The organism is Mesorhizobium sp. WSM4821 (assembly GCF_055901555.1).
Genome location: NZ_CM148371.1, coordinates 5,117,062 through 5,134,953 on the forward strand (window position 1 = coordinate 5,117,062; position 17,892 = coordinate 5,134,953).

At 56.7% G+C, this 17,892-nt stretch carries 16 protein-coding genes; 10 read left to right on the plus strand and 6 right to left on the minus strand.

Annotated features, from left to right (window positions below; all coding sequences use genetic code 11):
• Positions 1-149 precede the first annotated feature (149 nt).
• On the plus strand, positions 150-368 hold the full coding sequence (locus AC0NID_RS25035; protein ID WP_473452897.1) for a KTSC domain-containing protein: 219 nt from the start codon (positions 150-152) through the stop codon (positions 366-368).
• Positions 369-1,046: 678 nt separating this feature from the next.
• Here AC0NID_RS25035 and AC0NID_RS25040 read toward each other — a convergent pair.
• Positions 1,047-1,235, minus strand: coding sequence for a DUF3606 domain-containing protein (locus AC0NID_RS25040; protein ID WP_473452895.1), 189 nt, complete (start codon positions 1,233-1,235; stop codon positions 1,047-1,049).
• A gap of 69 nt (positions 1,236-1,304) precedes the next feature.
• Here AC0NID_RS25040 and AC0NID_RS25045 point away from each other — a divergent pair, with 69 nt between their 5' ends.
• Positions 1,305-2,195: an ATP-dependent DNA ligase gene (locus AC0NID_RS25045; protein WP_473452894.1), complete on the plus strand. Its 891-nt coding sequence runs from the start codon at positions 1,305-1,307 to the stop codon at positions 2,193-2,195.
• Positions 2,196-2,340: 145 nt separating this feature from the next.
• Here AC0NID_RS25045 and AC0NID_RS25050 read toward each other — a convergent pair whose 3' ends face one another.
• The 3 genes from AC0NID_RS25050 to AC0NID_RS25060 all read right to left on the minus strand — a co-directional run bounded on the left by AC0NID_RS25050 (position 2,341) and on the right by AC0NID_RS25060 (position 3,303).
• Positions 2,341-2,778 (minus strand): VOC family protein, encoded by a 438-nt coding sequence (locus tag AC0NID_RS25050; protein WP_473452893.1) that lies wholly within the window; start codon positions 2,776-2,778, stop codon positions 2,341-2,343.
• A 46-nt stretch (positions 2,779-2,824) separates the two neighbouring features.
• Complete coding sequence (locus tag AC0NID_RS25055; protein ID WP_473452892.1) at positions 2,825-2,950, minus strand: hypothetical protein; 126 nt, start codon at positions 2,948-2,950, stop codon at positions 2,825-2,827.
• A gap of 155 nt (positions 2,951-3,105) precedes the next feature.
• Positions 3,106-3,303, minus strand: a complete 198-nt coding sequence (locus AC0NID_RS25060; protein ID WP_473452891.1) for a hypothetical protein — start codon at positions 3,301-3,303, stop codon at positions 3,106-3,108.
• A gap of 249 nt (positions 3,304-3,552) precedes the next feature.
• Between AC0NID_RS25060 and AC0NID_RS25065 the strand changes: the two genes are divergently transcribed.
• From AC0NID_RS25065 to AC0NID_RS25100, 8 genes are all read left to right on the plus strand, one after another.
• Positions 3,553-4,095 carry a hypothetical protein gene (locus tag AC0NID_RS25065; protein WP_473452890.1) on the plus strand — a complete coding sequence of 181 codons (543 nt, stop codon included), beginning with the start codon at positions 3,553-3,555 and terminating at the stop codon, positions 4,093-4,095.
• 203 nt (positions 4,096-4,298) lie between these two features.
• Positions 4,299-5,480 carry a hypothetical protein gene (locus AC0NID_RS25070; RefSeq protein ID WP_473452889.1) on the plus strand — a complete coding sequence of 394 codons (1,182 nt, stop codon included), beginning with the start codon at positions 4,299-4,301 and terminating at the stop codon, positions 5,478-5,480.
• Positions 5,481-5,758: 278 nt separating this feature from the next.
• Positions 5,759-6,412, plus strand: coding sequence for a DsbA family protein (locus AC0NID_RS25075; protein ID WP_473452888.1), 654 nt, complete (start codon positions 5,759-5,761; stop codon positions 6,410-6,412).
• Between the two features lie 121 nt (positions 6,413-6,533).
• Complete coding sequence (locus AC0NID_RS25080; protein WP_473452887.1) at positions 6,534-7,814, plus strand: PAN domain-containing protein; 1,281 nt, start codon at positions 6,534-6,536, stop codon at positions 7,812-7,814.
• Positions 7,815-8,133: 319 nt separating this feature from the next.
• Complete coding sequence (zorA, locus tag AC0NID_RS25085) at positions 8,134-10,200, plus strand: anti-phage ZorAB system protein ZorA (protein ID WP_473452886.1); 2,067 nt, start codon at positions 8,134-8,136, stop codon at positions 10,198-10,200.
• A gap of 6 nt (positions 10,201-10,206) precedes the next feature.
• The gene (locus AC0NID_RS25090) at positions 10,207-11,103 is read left to right on the plus strand and encodes an OmpA family protein (protein ID WP_473452884.1); all 897 of its coding nucleotides are present in this window, start codon (positions 10,207-10,209) and stop codon (positions 11,101-11,103) included.
• Entirely contained in the window at positions 11,093-12,499 is a 1,407-nt protein-coding gene (locus AC0NID_RS25095; RefSeq protein WP_473452882.1) for an EH signature domain-containing protein, read from the plus strand. Before AC0NID_RS25090 ends, AC0NID_RS25095 begins: the two co-directional genes overlap by 11 nt.
• Positions 12,496-15,477 carry a DEAD/DEAH box helicase gene (locus AC0NID_RS25100; protein WP_473452880.1) on the plus strand — a complete coding sequence of 994 codons (2,982 nt, stop codon included), beginning with the start codon at positions 12,496-12,498 and terminating at the stop codon, positions 15,475-15,477. Before AC0NID_RS25095 ends, AC0NID_RS25100 begins: the two co-directional genes overlap by 4 nt.
• Before the next feature lie 13 nt (positions 15,478-15,490).
• Here AC0NID_RS25100 and AC0NID_RS25105 read toward each other — a convergent pair whose 3' ends face one another.
• Together AC0NID_RS25105 and AC0NID_RS25110 are read right to left on the minus strand one after the other, a co-directional pair.
• Positions 15,491-17,341 (minus strand): DUF262 domain-containing protein, encoded by a 1,851-nt coding sequence (locus tag AC0NID_RS25105; RefSeq protein ID WP_473452878.1) that lies wholly within the window; start codon positions 17,339-17,341, stop codon positions 15,491-15,493.
• 37 nt (positions 17,342-17,378) lie between these two features.
• The gene (locus AC0NID_RS25110; RefSeq protein WP_473452876.1) at positions 17,379-17,885 is read right to left on the minus strand and encodes a hypothetical protein; all 507 of its coding nucleotides are present in this window, start codon (positions 17,883-17,885) and stop codon (positions 17,379-17,381) included.
• Between the last annotated feature and the right edge of the window lie 7 nt (positions 17,886-17,892).

Here is a 17,892-nt window from a genome sequence, read left to right on the forward strand (position 1 = left end):
TTTGCCGGCGGCAACGGAACCTTTATCGGTCGCTAATCTTCATCCACGAGCAGATATCGTCCCCCTAGGTGTCTGCTCAAGACCGGGTGGGATCTGGAATCCAGCCGTGGTCTTCGCCAGGTCTTTGGGCGTTTGTATCGGATCTCTTCTTGCCGTCTACCTCGATACGCAAATTGGAATACGATCCAGAGCGCAAAGTCCTCTCGGTGTGGTTCGTCGCCAGCGGCAAACGATACGAGTTTGAGGACGTGCCGCCGGAGACCTTCGCTGCGTTCAAAGCTGCCTTTGCCAAGGGTCGCTATTTCAACGAACATATCCGCAATCACTTCCGGTATCGGCAAGTTGCGCCCGGCGACGACCCGGACTGACGGAATGTCCGTGAAACATAGGCAGGAAGTCGTGCCAACTGCCGGTTGGTAGACGCGGCACCGCCGACGCGCGTATGATTTTCGACGATCCGTGCACCGGGCACACCCGATCCCCGCCCACACCCTGCTTGGTGAATGACTGATCGCCCGCCGAGCCGAAAGGTGCGGCGGGCTTTTTGCAACATTGCCGCCGCGCTTGAAGAGTTCCCGGGCCGGCCATCCGCCGGCGCTGAATTACTGCCCCGGCATTCAGGTTCTTCGAAGAGCCGAGGAGGCTGGTGTTTTCGATCCATCCGACCTGGCGATACTGGGCCGCGTGTTCGATCGGTTGAAGGTTGACGGCCAATCTGCGCATCAACCTAATACGCTCGCGTCCCGAATTATTGCCAACTACATGGCCGGGATGGTGGACGAGGAGGAACTTATTTCGGCTTCCAGACAGCCGCTGGGACGGTAGGCGGCCGGCACCGCAACCCGACCTCTTCCGCCTCGGCTCTCATGAATCGAACTCCAGTCGAGTGTGACCAGGTTGTTCGTGCCAAATGACCTGTCGAAGATCGCGCCGATCGACTGCCTGGCCGCAGGTTGGGCAGGAATAGAAATGTTCCCCCTCATGCTTCACGGGTTCGCCGTGTCGCGTGCCGGTGATCGGCGGCCCCAGGTCGGAGAGTTTGGTCATCATATTGCCGGCAATGCCTTCGCGGCCTCAGTCAGGATTGCCCGATCGCTGCCGTGCTTGCGGATCAGCTCGCGCACCTGCTCCGGCGTGATGTTGTTCTGCAGAGCGAAAAAGTTCACCTCATAATCATCGTCCGCCGATACCTTGTTGCGGTCGCGGAAGTCGCGTTTGCTTTTGTCGTCTGCCATATCGCATGTCCTTTAGATCTCGTTATGTTCACTATGGCTAATATACGCCTGTGACCTAGACTAGGTTCCATGCGTAGGCGGGCTGGTGCTGGCACAGACCGGCTGGAGTTCATCGATCCGTTGCTGCCGACCTTGGTGGAGAAGCCGCCCCAAGGGGACAACTGGATTCACGAGGTCAAGTTCGATGGGTATCGCTCGGAGATTGTCATCGATGCCGGCGGCGTGCGCATCTTTACCCGCAACGGGCTCGACTGGACGAAGAAATACCGTGACCTGGTTGAGGCCGCCAAGGCCCTGAATATCGAAAGCGCGATCATCGACGGCGAGATCATTGTCCTTAACGAGGCTGGCCTGTCGGATTTTTCAGAATTGCGGAAGGCGATCACCCGCCGACAGCACGACCTCTATTTCGTCGCCTTCGATCTCCTCCATTTGAGCGGCCACGATCTTCGTGACATGGCGCTAGAGGACCGGCGTGAGATCCTGGCCAGTCTGATCGAACCTGGCAGCCGTATTCAATTCAGCGAAGCGCTGCCGGGAACGGCTAAGGCAGTTTTCCACCTCATTGAGCAAGCGGGGCTCGAGGGCATGGTGTCTAAGCGCCGCGACAGCAAATATCGTAGCGGCCGATCGACGAACTGGCTCAAGGTTAAGGCTCTGACGGAAAGCGAGTTCGAACTGCTTGGCGTCGAGCGCGAGAGAGGCAAGCCCGCATTTGCGCTTATGGGCGAGCCGGGCACCCGAAAGTATGTCGGCAGTGCCTTCGTCAGCGTCAATCGCGAGATGCGGGAGCGGCTTTGGAAGCGAGTGCAGGAACACGCCGGGCCGGCGCCCAAGGGCATGAAGAAGCGACCGGCAACGCAGTGGGTGAAACAGGGCATCAAAGCCCGCGTGAAGCATCTAAAGGGCGAGGAAGATCTTCGGCACGCATCGCTGCAGGATTTCTGGGATGAAGACTAGAACGCCGCTTGTAGCTTAGGCCGCAGACGGCGGCCTTCGCGGGCGACGCGGCCCGGGTGACGACCTATCGTGCTTAGCGAGAACGCGACCGAGCCGACCGTGGTGGGATGCACCTCGAACAGGCGGGTTTGTCTTCGTATTGCGCTCAGCTGAGTTCTTGGGCAAGTCCAATCAAAAGCCCTTCAGGCCCGCGGATGTAGCAGAGCCGATACACGTCCTTATACTGGACGACTTCGCCCACGAGCTGCGCGCCGCGATTGCGGAGCCTTTCAAGCGTCTCGTCGATGTCGTCCACGGCGAACATGACGCGGAGGTAGCCTAGAGCGTTCACCGGGGCGCTGCGGTGATCTGCAACGACAGGCGGTCTGAGGAAGCGGGAGAGCTCGAGCCGGCTGTGGCCGTCCGGCGTGCGCATCATGGCAATCTCGACACGCTGATCGCCCAGTCCAGTAACACGTCCGGCCCATTCTCCTTCGATCGTGGTGCGCCCTTCGAGCTCCAGGCCGAGTTCGCGAAAGAAATCAATCGTCCCTCCGAGGTCTGCGACGACGATTCCTACGTTGTCCATCCGCTTGAGCGCCATGTTTCCAATCTCCACGGCGCGAGCAATCGCGAGCTGCGCCTCGACCTTAGCGTTTTCTTTTTGCGGTCATGTTGTCCGCGGCGATCAGCAGCTTCAAAGACCGCATGATCTCTCCACGCGTCCATCCGGCTTCGATCATGCAGTCGACGATCGCCTGGAAGCAGGGTTTCATGGCCTCCTGGCAGTCGATATGCGCGATCGGCATATTCGCTTGGGTGCCTGGGACGGTTGATCATGCATTTCCATCCACGCTGCTCTCCTCCTCCAGAGCGTAGGGGACCGGCGGATAGGCATTGGTCACGAGCCAATCGCCCACAATCGTCTTGATCAGATCCGATTTTGAGGCCCCATTTCGGCCGCGAGGCCAACAAGTGATTCATCAACATTCGGTTCCAAGACAATGCCTGTGACGTTCCTGAGCACGAGCGCTGCCCTGCGAAGCATGACCTGAAGATCAGCTCGCGAAACATCCGCAATCTGATCGGCAGCAATTTCAAGCTCTTCTGCGATGCTCAAGCGGGTCATTGCTGGTCTCCTGTCAAAGGAAGCGTTCGCCCTCGGCACGGTGTTCGAAGCAAAACCAACGTGGTGCCTGCTTCGGCTTGGCAAAGCCCCATCCTGCATCCTTGCCGCAGCCTGGTTGTTCGCAGAAATGGTGCTGGATGCCAGGTGCCGTGATGTGCTCTTGCCTGGAACGCCTAATTTCTTCGCTCATACCGCCAGTGAACGAAATGAGAACAAAAGAGTCAAGCGCACCCTTGACGGAACAGGAATATGTTCCTTATTCGTCATGTATCGGAGATTGAAAAAGGGGACAAGTGCGCGGCTGCTGGAAAAGCGTCGACCGGCGAAGCGATGGCAAAAAGGGCGGAAGACAATTTTCGAATTGAAGTTTGGGATCGCGACGAAAAGCAACTTGTCGAGACGATCTGTCGGTCCCCCGATTCCATGGTCAGCCAGGCCACCTGGCAGGCCGCAATCCGGCGCCGCCCGGGGATGCTTTTGATCCACTACAACAGTAGGCATGTGATGGAGAAGATCCTGACACCAGGCGAGGCCAAGGCCGACCCGCAAACCATCGTCGATGGCAGCGTGCACGCGGGCGTCGATGTCGCCCTTGGCGACCTGCGCGAGTGGCATAAGCTGCGTGCCTGGTGCAAAAACTGCTCGCATCACGCCGAGGTAAAGCCAACCGCGCTTGTTCGGCGCTATGGCAAGAATGCGCTGTTTAGCACGGTCGAGAGGGCGCTTTTCTGCACGAGTTGTGACAGAGGCGGACCGGTAAGGCTGGAAATTCACAAGCTGCCTCGGAATTGAAGGCCAGAGAAGCACATCGATGGCGACTCGCACCGATGTGACGCCAGGCTTAGCGCGATAATCAACGCTAGGCTCAGCGGGCTGCGCATTCCGCTGCCAGGAGCGCGGCCCAAAGCGTCTTCCACGAGATAGTTCTGGCACGTTGAACGACTCGCTTTTTGTCCCGTTCTCAGCTTCACTGAAGAGTGAGTGGGGGAAGAGAAATGGCACCAATATTAAAGCGCCCGTTGCGCGAGCTATTTTCTGCATTCATCATCGGCGCTGCACTGTTGATTTCCGGGTGTGCTACTCCTTACATCCCACCGAAGATTGAAGAGCCTGGCCAGAACAACGCGTCTAGCTTTGGCGGCATAATGAGCTTTGCCAAGCAACAAGACCTACGGGTTGTATGGGTGCATGGGATGTGCACTCACGAAGAAGACTGGGCAGATAATCGTCATGCCCTTCTCCAACAGGCAATCCCAATTGGGTCGTCTAGGCGAAACACAGTGTATGGCCCAGAGCGCGCCGCGCGCGTCACGTTTAACCATAGTGTGAAAGGGAATGCCCTCGAACTCCGTTTTCTCGTTTGGTCACCCCTCGCCGCCGGCGCAAAAATCGCGATTGGGCTTGATCACAACGATGAACTTAAGCGTGCCAGCCTGAACAGGGATCTCAAAAAAGGGCTGATCGACGACTGTTTCTCCGACGCCGTGATTTACACGGGCACGGCTGGCAACCCAACCAGATCTTGGATGCGTTCTGAAGTTTGTGACGCTCTGGGCGGCAATATTTCAGCCGCGGGCAAGTGCGTTATCGACGACAGCAAGCCGCGGCGGAAGACTGTGCTGGTCGCCGAAAGCCTTGGCAGCAAAATACTCTCTGACGCGATCGTATCGATATGGCAAACCACTCCGGCAGCGGAACAGTCGCGGATTGCCCAGCGCCTTGGCGATGTCCAGATGGTGTTCCTGCTGGCAAACCAGATCCCTCTCCTGAACGCCGCAACCTACTCTCCAGGCACAGCCAAGTTTGCAGCTGACAGATCGGCGGATCGCGCCAGCGGATCGCTCCTCGACGTGTTCGCGAGCGCACGAGTTCGAAAGAACAAGGCGTTTGTCGCGGAGCCGTCCGGCCCCATCCGCTTTGTAGCTTTCACGGATCCAAATGACCTATTGAGCTATCGGCTCTTCCCCAAAGCGTATCTGCCGGAAGAGATGAAGATTACCAACGTGATTGTCTCAAACGATCAGACATACCTCGGGCTGTTGGAGCGCCCGGACACCGCCCACTGCGGTTACGGCTGGAATCCCGCGGTGATAGCTACGGTCGCGGAAGGCTACGATGGCAAACGGCTAGGATCGATCCCGATCAATGTCCCACACTCTTGCGGGCTCGGCGGGTAGCAGGCTGCCCCGTCGCTACACGACTTGAGACCCTTGGCTACGGATAGACGGCGGGCCGACCAGCTCGGCACAATGCCGTCGGGCGACTTCGCCCTGATGGTCTAGGCGGCCAGTGTGCATACACCACCAACGCACCTCAACCCTACGCATTGTCCTACCGAATGGGCCGGTCATGCGGACGGTTCATGTGCGTTGGAACTCGACCCCCAACCCTTGAAATATGGTAAGGTCATTTGACGGGGTTGGAGCATTATCTGATTGGGGCGACGACGCATCCCATGATCGAGTTCTGGTTTTCCATTGGCAGCACTTACAGCTACTTATCGGTGATGCGCCTGGCCCAGGTAGAGGCGGCGACCGGGGTGCGCTTCAACTGGCGGCCCTTCAATGTCCGCACCATCATGATTGAGATGGACAACATTCCTTTCGGCACGAAGCCTGTGAAGGCCGCCTATATGTGGCGTGATGTTGAGCGGCGCGCTGCGCTCTACGGTCTACTGCCGAAGCTGCCTGCACCATACCCGCTCGCCGAACTGGAGCGTGCTAATCGTGTCGCTATCGTCGGAGCGGCTGAGGGTTGGTGCCCGGCCTATGCACGTGAGAGCTACCGACGGTGGTTCGAAGCTGGGGAGCCTGCGGGTAGCGAGCCCAACCTTTCAGCCAGCATTAGTGCTGCCGGGCAGGACGCGGAGCGCGTGCTGCGGCTCGCTGATTCCGACAAAGGGAAAGCCGATCTTGTCCACGCCACTGAGCAAGCCAAAGCCCTCGGCATCTTCGGCTCCCCGAGTTTTCGTTGTCGACGGCGAGTTGTTCTGGGGGGACGATCGCCTCGACGACGCGGTTCGCTGGCTGCACCAGATGGAAAGTGGCCCGCCGGACTGATTTTTCCCCACGGCAGCATCTTCGATCATGGCATTGTCTCGACTGGATGAGACCGAGGCCCTGGCCGAGGGTGCAGTGTTAGCCGGCTGATTTACCACACATCATTGCGCGCACTTGCTACTTAGCCCGCTGAGTGTTTCATATATTGAAGCTCGCCATGGGGGGCGAAAAGTGCTGAGTTCGATTTCGTATTGCGTGACCCGGTTGCTGCCGGTCGCTTGGATGTTGGCGGTTCAGTTGTGTTCCGCCCACGCTGCTGTGAAGTCGTTTGGCCCCTTTACGGTCGATGACGCCCATTCGGATATTATCTCTCTCGATGGTGAGATTGATGGAGGGGCGGCGCTCAACTTCCGCCGCGCGGCCGAGGCCGCACCCAACGCCAAGCTGCTTATTCTCAATAGCCCTGGCGGTGTGGTCCAGATCGCTCTTTTGATCGCAGACGACGTGCATGAGCGGAAGCTCGCGACCTACATCCCGAAAAAGGCAGGGTGCTATTCGGCATGCGCGTATATCTTCCTTGCGGGTGTGGAACGCCAGGTCGATGGCGAACTTGGTGTCCATCAGATTTCGTCTGACTCGACCGATCTTGTCAGCGCTCAGCTCTCAATCTCAGACATCATTGATCTTCTCAATCGCTTCGACACGCCTGTCGAGGTGTTGACGGTGATGTTTAAGACACCTCCGAAGGACATGCATGTCTTCACACCTGATGAGGTCGCGCGCTATGGGATCGATCGCAGGCAGGGCAGTCAGACAAATACCGCCTCGAGTGAGATAAGCCGGCCGGCCGGATCGTCTGATCCTTCTTCGGCCACGACGGTCCAACCGGCAGCTCCAACGACAAAGGAGATGGATGCAGTCAATGGCTCATCGCTCTCCAAACTTTCCTCAATCGAGGAATACACACGTCGCCCGACGCGGATGGCTGTCTTTGCGGGGCTTGATCTATTTGGCGACGACATCACTTCTCAACGAACGGACGATGCCGCAAATTGCGCGCGCGCCTGTCTCTCCATGGACGGTGAATGCAAGGCATTCACATTCAATGTGAACCCGCATATCGCAAGAGGTCCAAACTGCTTCCTGAAAGCCAGCCCAGGCAAAGCCGATGGCAACTCGGCTGCTATCTCGGGCCAGTTTCTGAGCAGCGCGGATCCAGACCCGAACACATTCTCCATGGGCGTGATCGACCCGAAGACCGCCGTGTTCAAAAACGTCGATCTGCCAGGTGGAGATCTGTCGCGGAAACCTTTTGGGAGGAATGTGACCGCGCAGCAGTGCCGGCTTGCCTGTGTCGCAAACAATCGTTGCATCGGTTTCACTTACATGAAGCGCAAGAGCCAATGCTGGCTGAAAGGCGCAATTGGCACGCCGCGCTATGCCGAGGGTATGATCAGTGGTCTCAAAAAGATGATGAGCTTTGCACCTGCGTCGATTATCAGTCTCGAGTGACGGCTTAGGAAAGCTGCAGACCCGCCCGCGGGGTCTGTGAAGAGACGCGCCTCGATCGAGTTTACCAAAATGAACGTCTGCCCCTGACGACCACGGCATGATCGGGAAGTTGAGGGATCCTTTTGACGCGGCTCAGGCCCTCCCGCCCTTCACCGTCATATTTTCAACAGCTCTTCCGGGTCACTCTGAACCCAGTCTTGGTTGTCTAACAAACGATCTGGGATTCAAAAGCGGGGCTTGGAAGAGGATTACACTCCCGCAGTATTGGCGAGAGGTAATATTCGCCGTAGTGTAGGAAGAATGAAGTGGGGGGACTTCCGTGGGGACGCTTATTTGGCATGGGCTCGTTCGCATCGTCCTATTTTGGATATGCGTAGCCGGAACGATCGCCCTAATCGACAAATTTACCGCGTTGGACATCCAACTCGTGGTATCGCGGATCGGCGCGGTGCTACCGGGCCTGGTCGGACAAGAGCTTCCCGAATCAGCCATCGAAGCATTGAGCGAGCAAGGGTTCGCTTTCTCCCTGGCTGGGTTACTATTTTCGGTTGGCTTTGGGTTGATCGTCGCGTTTGCGATGATGCATGCAATCGCCGTTCGCTTCTCGCTGCACAGGGCAACCCGCCTCATTCGACGATACAAAGACCGCCACTCATTTGCACAAGCATACGAAGCCGACATTTACCCCAAGATGACGGCTCATCCTCTCCTTGGACACGCGTGGCGCGAGTTCGATGAGACATTGCTGAAGAACGACGTGGAAACCGGAGGGGTCATCGGCAATACGGTCAGACCACAGAGTTTTATGAACTACGGTTTGGTCCGAGAACGCCTCATGGGCCTGAAACTCATCGGTAGCATTCCCGGGTATTTTATCGGTGTTGGTCTCCTGCTCACCTTTACGGGGATCGTTCTCGCATTATCGAAGGCAAGCGAAGCGACTACCGCCTCGCTGGTCCTAAACGATACGCCAGGCATGATGAAGGCGATGACTGATCTCCTTCGGATCGCCTCCTTCAAGTTCGCGACGTCAATCGCCGGCTTGGGTGTTTCCATATTACTGGCGCTCATGTTCAAGGTCTTTACCGTCTCGATTGAGCGAGGCTTCACCCGATTTGGCGAGCGGGTCGAGTTTCAGCTTCGATATACGGCACCTCAGTCAATCGCCGCTGAAATGAACGAAATGTCGAAAGAACAGACTGTCCAGCTAAAGGCGATAAACAGTGATCTGTTTTTCGGGCGCATGGGGGAGAAGCTCTCTCCCCAGATCGGTAGCGCATTCGCAGGTGCGATTACGCCTCTCTCTGACAGTATCAGCGAGGCAATCCGCGCAATGTCCCAACGGAGCGAAAGCGGTGTCAGTGATCTTCTGGACCGCTTCTCCACATCTGTCCAAGGCAGTGCAGGCACTGAGCTGAAGCAGCTGGGAGAAACGCTCGCCCGCATGCAGGCTACGCTCGAAACTACTCAAAAAGGTCTTCACGGAACGGGCGAGGAGTTTGCGAATAGAATGGCCGAGGCCACGGCGTCTTTAAGGGCCACATTCGAAAGAGCGAACACGCAACTTGACACAGAGCTGGGTTCGGCTGCTTCGGGCGCCTCCTCTAAGATAGAAGAGGCCATGGGGCGCGTCCTGGAACGTCTTGAAGGGCAGCTCGGAACGTTCATGTCCAGCCTTAGTGATTTTCGGACGTCGAGTGTCGACTCTGTTGGCGAGACGCGAAAAATAGTCGCGGACGCTCAGCAGGCGGCCGTTGCAGGAATTGCCTCCTCGTCGCTCGAAGCATCCAAGGCATTGGAGGTAGGGCTGGCGGATGCGCTTCAGCGGATCGCTGGTGAGATCGAGCGTTTCGCGACGGCGATGCGTTCGGGCGAAGCTGCCATGACGCAGCAAGCAGTCGCTATCGGCAGTGCCACTGAACAGACCCGACAGGTCGCTGGTGCATTTGGCCAAACAGCCCAAGATATTCGTTCCGCCACCGGTCCATTGCTGCAGTCCAGCGAAAGATTCACTGGAGCAGCCGATCAAATGGGTCAATCGGTCGAACTCGCTGCGTCGAGCTTCGAACGCGGCAGCAGCGCTGCGAGCGAGTTAGCCCAGTCCCTAACCGATCGGATATCCGAGCTTACTGGCATTTGGGAAGGTTACAAATCCCAGTTCGATCGCGTGGATGAGTCGTTGGCAAGAACTGTCCAGCAACTCAGCGAGGCTACGGGCGCCCAAGCGGAGACGCTCGGTCGATACGCCAAGGACATGAATACCGATCTCGCGGCGGTCATGGACAGTCTTAGGCCGCTTCTTGATGGGCTGGAGCAAAATACCGACGCGATTGCTGATAGTGTGGAGCAGTTAGCAAAGCGCTTCCCCTTGTTGGCTGCGGAGTAAGCCTAGATGTCGAGCTTCGACGACGTCGGATCCGCTATCGAAAACCATACAGAAGAAGACGAAAATTACTTCATATCGATGACCGACATGATGGTCGGAATCCTTTTCATTTTCGTCATCATGCTTATGGTTTTCGCATTGAATTTTCGACAGCAGACGGACGTGTCCCTCGAGCAGATCAAGCTTTTGCAGAAGGCGAAACAACAAGCTGAAATTGTTGCTGATCGGCTTGAATCTCTCCGAAATAAGATCGGGCTTGAGCTCGAACAGCTCGACAAATCGAATCAGGTCCGTGCCGATCTCCTGCAGGAGATTCAGCAGCGACTGATGGATCAAGGCGTTGTTGTCGAAATTGACCCAGCGAATGGCGTGCTGCGACTTACAGACAACGCGGTTCGATTTCCTTCCGGCATCCCAACCCTATCGGGCGACGCGACTGACAATGTGCGCAAGATTGCCGCCGCGTTAAATGAAGTGCTTCCCCGCTATACAGCATGCAGGACGACGGATCCAACGTGCGATAACACTGGAACGCCATCAGTCGAGACTGTCTTTATCGAGGGGCACACCGACACGAGGGGTCGAGACGACGACAACTGGACGCTGTCAACGTCACGTGCCGTCAATACCTATCGCACAATGGCACAAGCCCAACCTTCGTTGCTGCAACTGCAAAATCATGCTCGACGGCAGCTTGTTTCGGTTTCTGGTTACTCGTCCACGCGCCCTCTTATCGATGAGCAAACCAAGGCCGCATACGATACGAACCGACGTATCGATCTGCGGTTTGTCATGGAAATTGGCGATCGACAGAATTTGACTGCTGTGGTCGGCCTAACGAAAGAAATGGAAGCACAGCTACGCCAACTTCGATCCGCGATCGACAAAGCTAATGGCAAATAGTCTTCACGACACCTGTCTTCGTATCGCCAACGGTCTTGCTACGCTTAAGCATGGGCCGCTCTCGATAACACCGCTGTCGAAGCTGGCTGACCAGTTGCAACAGTCTGGCGGGGCTTTGGAACGTCGAGCCGCGAAGGACTACGACGCGATTGCGCGGTCGCTCACGCAAGCTATCGTCGCCGGTGCGGGTCTTTCGAACCGTCAATTGAGAGACGCGGCATGGTGTTTGTGGTCGACGACACCCGCTCTAGCCCAGAACAAGGCGGCATCAGATACGCTTCTGCAGTGCTTTCTGCTTGCGGACAGTCCCCGCCCCTTTCTAACGCTGGCCTCATCGTTCATGGCGTCTTTTAGCGATCAAATGCCGGCGCAAAAACAGACGTCTGATACCCTCGCTGCCTTGGCAATTCGTTGGGGTGGACCGTGGGGTAGTCTCCAGCAGCAATTCAAGTTTTTCGATCTCACGCAAGGGCCAAGGCTGCTGGCGCGAGCGGTCATCAATCAAGACAAACCTGCAACCGACATTCTGAATGAGGCTGGTCTTAGCGCAATAAATGCGAAATCAGGTTATGCAAAAGCCGTAACTGTTTCACTGCTTGCTGAGCTCGCACTAGGAGGCGAGAAAGACCATATCGTCAGGCTCGCACGTATCAGACGTTATGCCCTGACGGAAGGCGGCAAGCCGCTCTATGAGGATCTGCGCCCGAACCTTATCGAGGCCCTATTGCGGCCATTCGAGAACGTCACGGCTGAGAAACCGGTCCGCGACCTGTTCTTGGAAGTAGTCCTCTACTTGTTCGGCGATCCCAGACTGAACCCCGGAAATTGGTCGTTCGTTCCGGCGGTTCTTCGTGAGATCGTGCAAAGGTGGTTGACGGAACAATCCTTGCGTCAGTTCCTAGATATTGTCGACCGCGTCGCAGACGATTCCATGTGGCGCTACAGACGGGCTTTTTGGGAGGGAGTGTTTAATAAAGGGCTGATAGACGACGCTTGGGTCGCCTTCGGCCCTGACGGCAAACGCTTGGCTAAAGAACTGTTCGGAAGAGAAGCCAAATTCGCGTCGCTAGAGACCGAGGGTCGCCAGATCGAACCGGGCCACGCAGTTTTGCTTCTTCAGATCGGTGACGGTGTAGTCGCAGATTGGAGTCACAACGGAAAATGCAACATCTGGTCCGATGCAACAGACCGATCGGCCCCCCGCCTATTCAAGCAGTCTTACGGCTCGGACGAGATCCGTATTCGAAAGGGGTCGGGCAACTATGAGACGGATACCCTTCTAAGCCTCATGCATTTGCATTCCCCGACTTACCATTGGCAGGGAAAAGTGGCTGAGAGGCTGCGTCTGATGACAGGCGTCCAGATCAAGCAACCCGATTACCGGCTTCGCAGATGACGCTTACTTTCTCGGCAGTTCCAAGCTCGGACGGCGCTAAAATCCGTCTGGTCGATAGAAGATTGTTTCGCAGCAAGCCCCTCGACTATTCATCGTGGACGGTGGCTGCAGAGCCAGAGCTGTCGGCACTACGCTTGGTGAAGCGCTTCGTCGCCGACGGGCAGGCACGAGCCACCGACGACGAAGTCTTTATTGGCGCGGAGGCCGTCACGAACTTGCCAGCAAAAATGGCTTTTGCTTTGGGCTTTCCCCCAATCGCAGATGTTACCTTGACGCTTTCGGTAGAAGGTCGGATCGAAACCCCAGACGGTCGCATCAGGCTAGCATGGCAAGATCGCAATCTCCGACGCACTACGCCGACAATTCTCGGCCCATTCGTGACAGTCGGAGGGACGACGGGTCGGCTAACCGCGCCTGTCTACAAACTTCTGAAGTCAGTCGACGTCTACAATCATTCGTATGGCCAGCCCGGCGAAGCCAGGATCACGCCATGGCTAGGTGTTCAGGAGGCCCTCGGGTTGGTGACGGGGGAAGCTGTATCGGCCGACGGCACGATCCAAAATCTGCGTATCTATCAAGCGGGTGCCTTTGCCCTCGATGTCAGAGAGGCAGCAAACGGTCCGCAAATCACACCGATCCTGATGTCGCATGGGATGCGACAATCTTTTGCTGACGACACAGACGCACCAGAGCTCGTTGCAAATGCGGAAACGCCTAGCAGGCCATCAAGTCAACTGCCGGACAATGAAGCAAATGCGCTACTCGCGCCTGAGCTGCAACGCAAATTTGTGGAAGAGTTCGCGAAGCAGAGCGGAAAGGCACGTCCAGCGTTTGTTCTGGGTCGCAATACTTTCGTCGTCCTAGAGCCCGAATTGCAGATGGCACTCGATGTTGTCAAAGCCGCACAAGGGGCGCCAGCGAGTGAGCGCCGCAATTTTATCGCAAACCCCCGCGCCTATCTCGAACGTGAAATCGGCGACCTCGCAGCTGGCGACGAGGGGTCAGTATTTGTGGAGACGCGGCAATACTCAGCGCGTGTCCTGGGCCTCGGGCGGTGGGAGAAGCCAAGCCTCGACTGGCTCACCAAGAACAGCACCAACTGGCTGCCCGAGAAATTTGTTCTTGCTATCGGTCCCCACCGGTTCGACGTCACGAATGACGATGTCGAAAATCTGAAGGAGGAGGTGTCGAAGGCGACCGCTGCATTTAAAGACACCATCACGTTCAAGGGCCAAGCGCTTGGGACCCTTGAGACAATCGACGCACTGGAGTCGCTGCGCGATATGGCAGCGCCAAGCAATGGGGAGACCGAGCTAGATGGCGCTCAAGCGAATGAACTGGTGGTTGAAGATAAAGACGTTCTTTTAATCAAAACCAATATCGAGAGCCCCGATTTCGTGATCGGCGGCCCACCTCGCAAAGCTCCGCTTTTCGACGACTTCCCGATGCATCTTTTGCGCGAAACAAGACCCAAGCGCCACCAAGTGGAGGGGTTCGCCTGGCTGCTCGCGGCGTGGCATGCCGGCACGTCGGGCGTTCTGCTCGCTGATGACATGGGCCTTGGAAAGACCTTTCAGGCGCTAAGTTTTCTCGCATGGTTTCGCGAGAATCAGCAGGCTGCTGGCACCAAGAGCAGGGCATTTGACGGCCCGATCATCATCGTCGCTCCAACGGCTCTGCTTAGGAACTGGGTGGCTGAGGCAGACCATCATTTGGTCCTGGATGCCTTGGGGGATCGCCTCGACGTATTTGGCGCCGGCCTATCCCGGATCAGAAGCAAGAAGCACGCAAGCTGGACTCCGGAAGATGCCTTGAACGTGGAGCAGCTTCGCGCTGCGGACTGGATTCTTACGACCTACGAAACACTAGCAACCTATCACCGTGCTTTTGCTCGAGTGCACTACTCGGTTGGCGTCTTCGATGAAATGCAGAAAGTGAAGGCGCCCGACACGCTGAACACACACGCTCTCAAGGCGTTGAACGTCGATTTCGTTCTCGGAATGACGGGAACTCCGATCGAGAACCGGCTGGAAGACTTGTGGTGCATAATGGACCGTATCGGTCCCGGGTATCTCGGGGGACTACGAGACTTCTCCAGTCGGCATAAGGATGCGTCAACAGAGACCCTGAAGGAGCTGAAAGCAAAGTTGGATCAGCCCGAGGGCGGGCGGCCTCCAATGATGATGCGCCGTATGAAAGAGCACATCCTAGAAGGGCTGCCGACAAAGACGCCATATACTTACCGGGAGCAAATGCCGAAGCAACAGTCGCTCGCCTACGAGCGCGCCGTTGCCGCCGCAAGAGGCGGGGAGCGGTCGATGGGTGCTATGCTCAAGGCCATTCACGCACTTCGCGGCATCTCATTGCATCCGTTGGGCGGCCAAAATGTGGACGTCTACGACCCGGAAGCCAGAAAGAACTGGATCGGCCAGTCCGCGCGAGTCAGAAAAACGTTTGAGATCCTCTCTGAGATCAAGCGAAAAGGCGAGAAAGCGCTCGTCTTCATTGAAGATCGTGCGGTTCAATCTACATTCGCGGCTGCAGCCGCTGCCGAACTTGGGTTAAGCCAAGAGCCCGAAATCATAAACGGGGAGATGCCAGGTGAAAAACGCCTTGCAGTCGTTGATCGGTTTCAAGCTTTGCCGAGCGGATTCGCGATGCTGGTCCTGTCGCCCAAGGCAGCAGGTATTGGGCTTACCATCACCGCTGCAAACCACGTCATTCATCTAAGTCGCTGGTGGAATCCGGCAGTCGAGGACCAGTGTAACGATCGCGTCTATCGGATTGGTCAGAGACTGGCCGTATCGGTCCATGTGCCGATTGCTATCCACCCAGCATTGGATGACGCCTCTTTTGACGTAAAACTCGACGCGCTATTGACCCGCAAACGTGCTCTGTCGCGAGACATGCTGGCGCCACCAACCTCGGCAAGTGACGTATCCGACCTGTTTGAAGGTTCCATAGAACAGGAGGCGTGAGGACCTCGGAAACTCAACTGGTCGTGGGCCCTGGCCATATTTGGAAAGCGGCCTCGAAGAGCACTCCTGCCCGTTCGTTTATCTGCTCCTCGCTCCAGACATCCGGCCATTGATCGAGCAGCTTCGCATTCATCTGCAATTTCGAGTGAGCCTTAAGCGCGACAGATTTGCAGTTTGCCTTGCCATCGACGCGCGGTGGGAGCTTCCAGGCCGAATTTGACAGCGACGGGTTCAGCGCATCGCTGACCAGCGTTAGGTTGCCGATACCATGAAGCGCGCGGTCCCTGTTGACCCTTTCGGTCTCATCGCCTTCGAACGGCCAGTGGTCCCGCCATTTCTGGGGCATGATGTGCTCGATTGTGAGCTTGGAGAAATCGAAGCCAATCACAGGTTCGCCAAGTGCTCCCGGCATCTGGTAGTGCTCTTCCAGAGCCTGCAGGATCATGAGGACGCGCCCGCGGCGAAAATAACCGTAGAAGACCCGGCTGCCCCATTCCGACTTGAAGCGCGTGTCGTCAGGCCAGAACAACGTGCCTTTGATGTCGGTCAAATATTTAGAGACCGCAGGCGCAACGGGCATTGCGCCATCCACGGCGTGAATAACCTCGATGAGTTCGATCGCTAAAGTTCCGTAGCCCCTGGTCTGGGCACCGCAAACCATGCGTCTGACCAGGTAACTCTCCAAGATCTCCGCCACTGCATCCCTATCGGCGCCATCAGACCCTTTGCGGTCCATGACGGCCAGTAACACCGGTTGAAACACCGACATGTCCAAAGGTTTCAGCCGCGTGCAAAAGGTCGCGAAGCGCGACCGGCCAGTCGGTTGGTCGATTTGGCGGAAGAGTTTGCCATGCACTTGAATCTCATTCATCAGGTGATGAACAGACTCCACAACTTCAGGAGAAACTCGCGGCTCAGCGTATTTGAGGAATTGATCGTATAGGTGGTTCGCCGAGATCGGCTGACGAACTCGACAAATGAGCCAGTTTTGGAGAAACGTGTCGACACGGGCACGGGCCGCATGCCCAGTCCCTATTTTCTGGCGCCAATAGCCAGGATCACGATCGAAACTGCTCCAGTATTGCTCATAGGGCGCGGTCGCGTCGACGTTTCGTCTTGCGAACTGCCACAGAAGCCAATTTTTGATCAGATCAGCCGGCAGCAGCGGTGTGCCATGGGCGTTGAGCGTCTCGAAGATTGCCTGGGGTTCGTCAGAACTGTCGAGATCGAGAACAATCAGACGGAGATGGTCTTTGAGCGCGGACGATAGCGCCGGCACGCGCTGCTCTCTCGGCCCCTTCCCCAGCCAGGTGCGCATCGAGTCGACAAAGAACGTATAGGCTTCTGCCATCCGTGTCTTTGCGCCGGTGAGGTCCTGGGGACCGGTAGCATCCATCACCTGTCGAAAGGCAGCCCTGTCTTCATTCGTTGGCCAGACTTTGTATTTTTCCTCCTCCTCATAGCCTGGTGGGTTCAATGTCAGTGCCTCGATCCGTGTCATTTCGATCCGCGCGGATCTCTCAGCAGGCTCATTGCCCGAACCCAGAAGCTCGCCAAAAGCATGCTTTGCAGCCTGAAGCACGATCTGCAGTGTCGTGAGCCTTTGCTGACCATCGATAACTTCGCGCCTTGTCACACGTCCACTCGGAGTGTGCGCTTGCTCGAGAACGACCGTGCCCAGAAAATGGCCTGCTATCGGCCGATCGCCAGCTGCAACAACGCGATCCGCCAGGTCAGAGACGTCTTCCCAGAGCGGCTCCCATTGTTCTTCCTTGCCCCATACATATGGCCGCTGAAACAGAGGCACCAAATGTCTGGTTTGAGTTCCAAAAATGTTGGCAAGTGGATGATAGGCAGGTTGCAATCCGAATCCCCCCAGATTCTTGTCGTTTATTGGACATCTAAATCATACCGGGCTTATCATTAGCAACGGTATTCGCCCACTGAAATACTCTTTGCTGCTCCTCTCGCAAAAATTCGTGAGGTTCCAGGACGGAGCGCCCGAGTTCACGCGCTACGGAAACGAAGCCGGCCAGACTGTCTGGCTTCAGGTTTCCCGATCCGACATTTTCCTCATTGACAACAATGGCCGACAGCAGCGGCCAACCTCGTCGATGCGCGTATTCGCAGAGCCTCGTCAAATGGTCGCCCATCTGCCAGTGCACCTTTGACCACTCAGCGCCACTTTCGTCTGCGATCTGCTTATAGCTAAGAAAATGCCCTGCACCTGCCGCCCGGCGAATAACTGCGAGGGTTATTTCGAAATCAAGTGAAGGACTCTTCAACCGCTCTCTCGCGGCCAGGATAGCTGGAAAGATCGCGTCGCTTTCGCGCCCCTCTCGTCGGTAATTAGCGACTAGGTTTTCGAGTTGATCGAGTGAATAGCTAGCAAGCTTCTGAGTGTCCATGTTCGTC

Coding starts and splice junctions, on each gene's coding strand:
- AC0NID_RS25040 (WP_473452895.1), bottom strand. CDS start 1,235: ATGGCAGACGACAAAAGCAAACGCGACTTCCGCGACCGCAACAAGGTA.
- AC0NID_RS25045 (WP_473452894.1), top strand. CDS start 1,305: ATGCGTAGGCGGGCTGGTGCTGGCACAGACCGGCTGGAGTTCATCGAT.
- AC0NID_RS25050 (WP_473452893.1), bottom strand. CDS start 2,778: ATGGCGCTCAAGCGGATGGACAACGTAGGAATCGTCGTCGCAGACCTC.
- AC0NID_RS25055 (WP_473452892.1), bottom strand. CDS start 2,950: ATGAAACCCTGCTTCCAGGCGATCGTCGACTGCATGATCGAAGCCGGA.
- AC0NID_RS25060 (WP_473452891.1), bottom strand. CDS start 3,303: ATGACCCGCTTGAGCATCGCAGAAGAGCTTGAAATTGCTGCCGATCAG.
- AC0NID_RS25065 (WP_473452890.1), top strand. CDS start 3,553: ATGTTCCTTATTCGTCATGTATCGGAGATTGAAAAAGGGGACAAGTGC.
- AC0NID_RS25070 (WP_473452889.1), top strand. CDS start 4,299: ATGGCACCAATATTAAAGCGCCCGTTGCGCGAGCTATTTTCTGCATTC.
- AC0NID_RS25075 (WP_473452888.1), top strand. CDS start 5,759: ATGATCGAGTTCTGGTTTTCCATTGGCAGCACTTACAGCTACTTATCG.
- AC0NID_RS25090 (WP_473452884.1), top strand. CDS start 10,207: ATGTCGAGCTTCGACGACGTCGGATCCGCTATCGAAAACCATACAGAA.
- AC0NID_RS25095 (WP_473452882.1), top strand. CDS start 11,093: ATGGCAAATAGTCTTCACGACACCTGTCTTCGTATCGCCAACGGTCTT.
- AC0NID_RS25100 (WP_473452880.1), top strand. CDS start 12,496: ATGACGCTTACTTTCTCGGCAGTTCCAAGCTCGGACGGCGCTAAAATC.
- AC0NID_RS25110 (WP_473452876.1), bottom strand. CDS start 17,885: ATGGACACTCAGAAGCTTGCTAGCTATTCACTCGATCAACTCGAAAAC.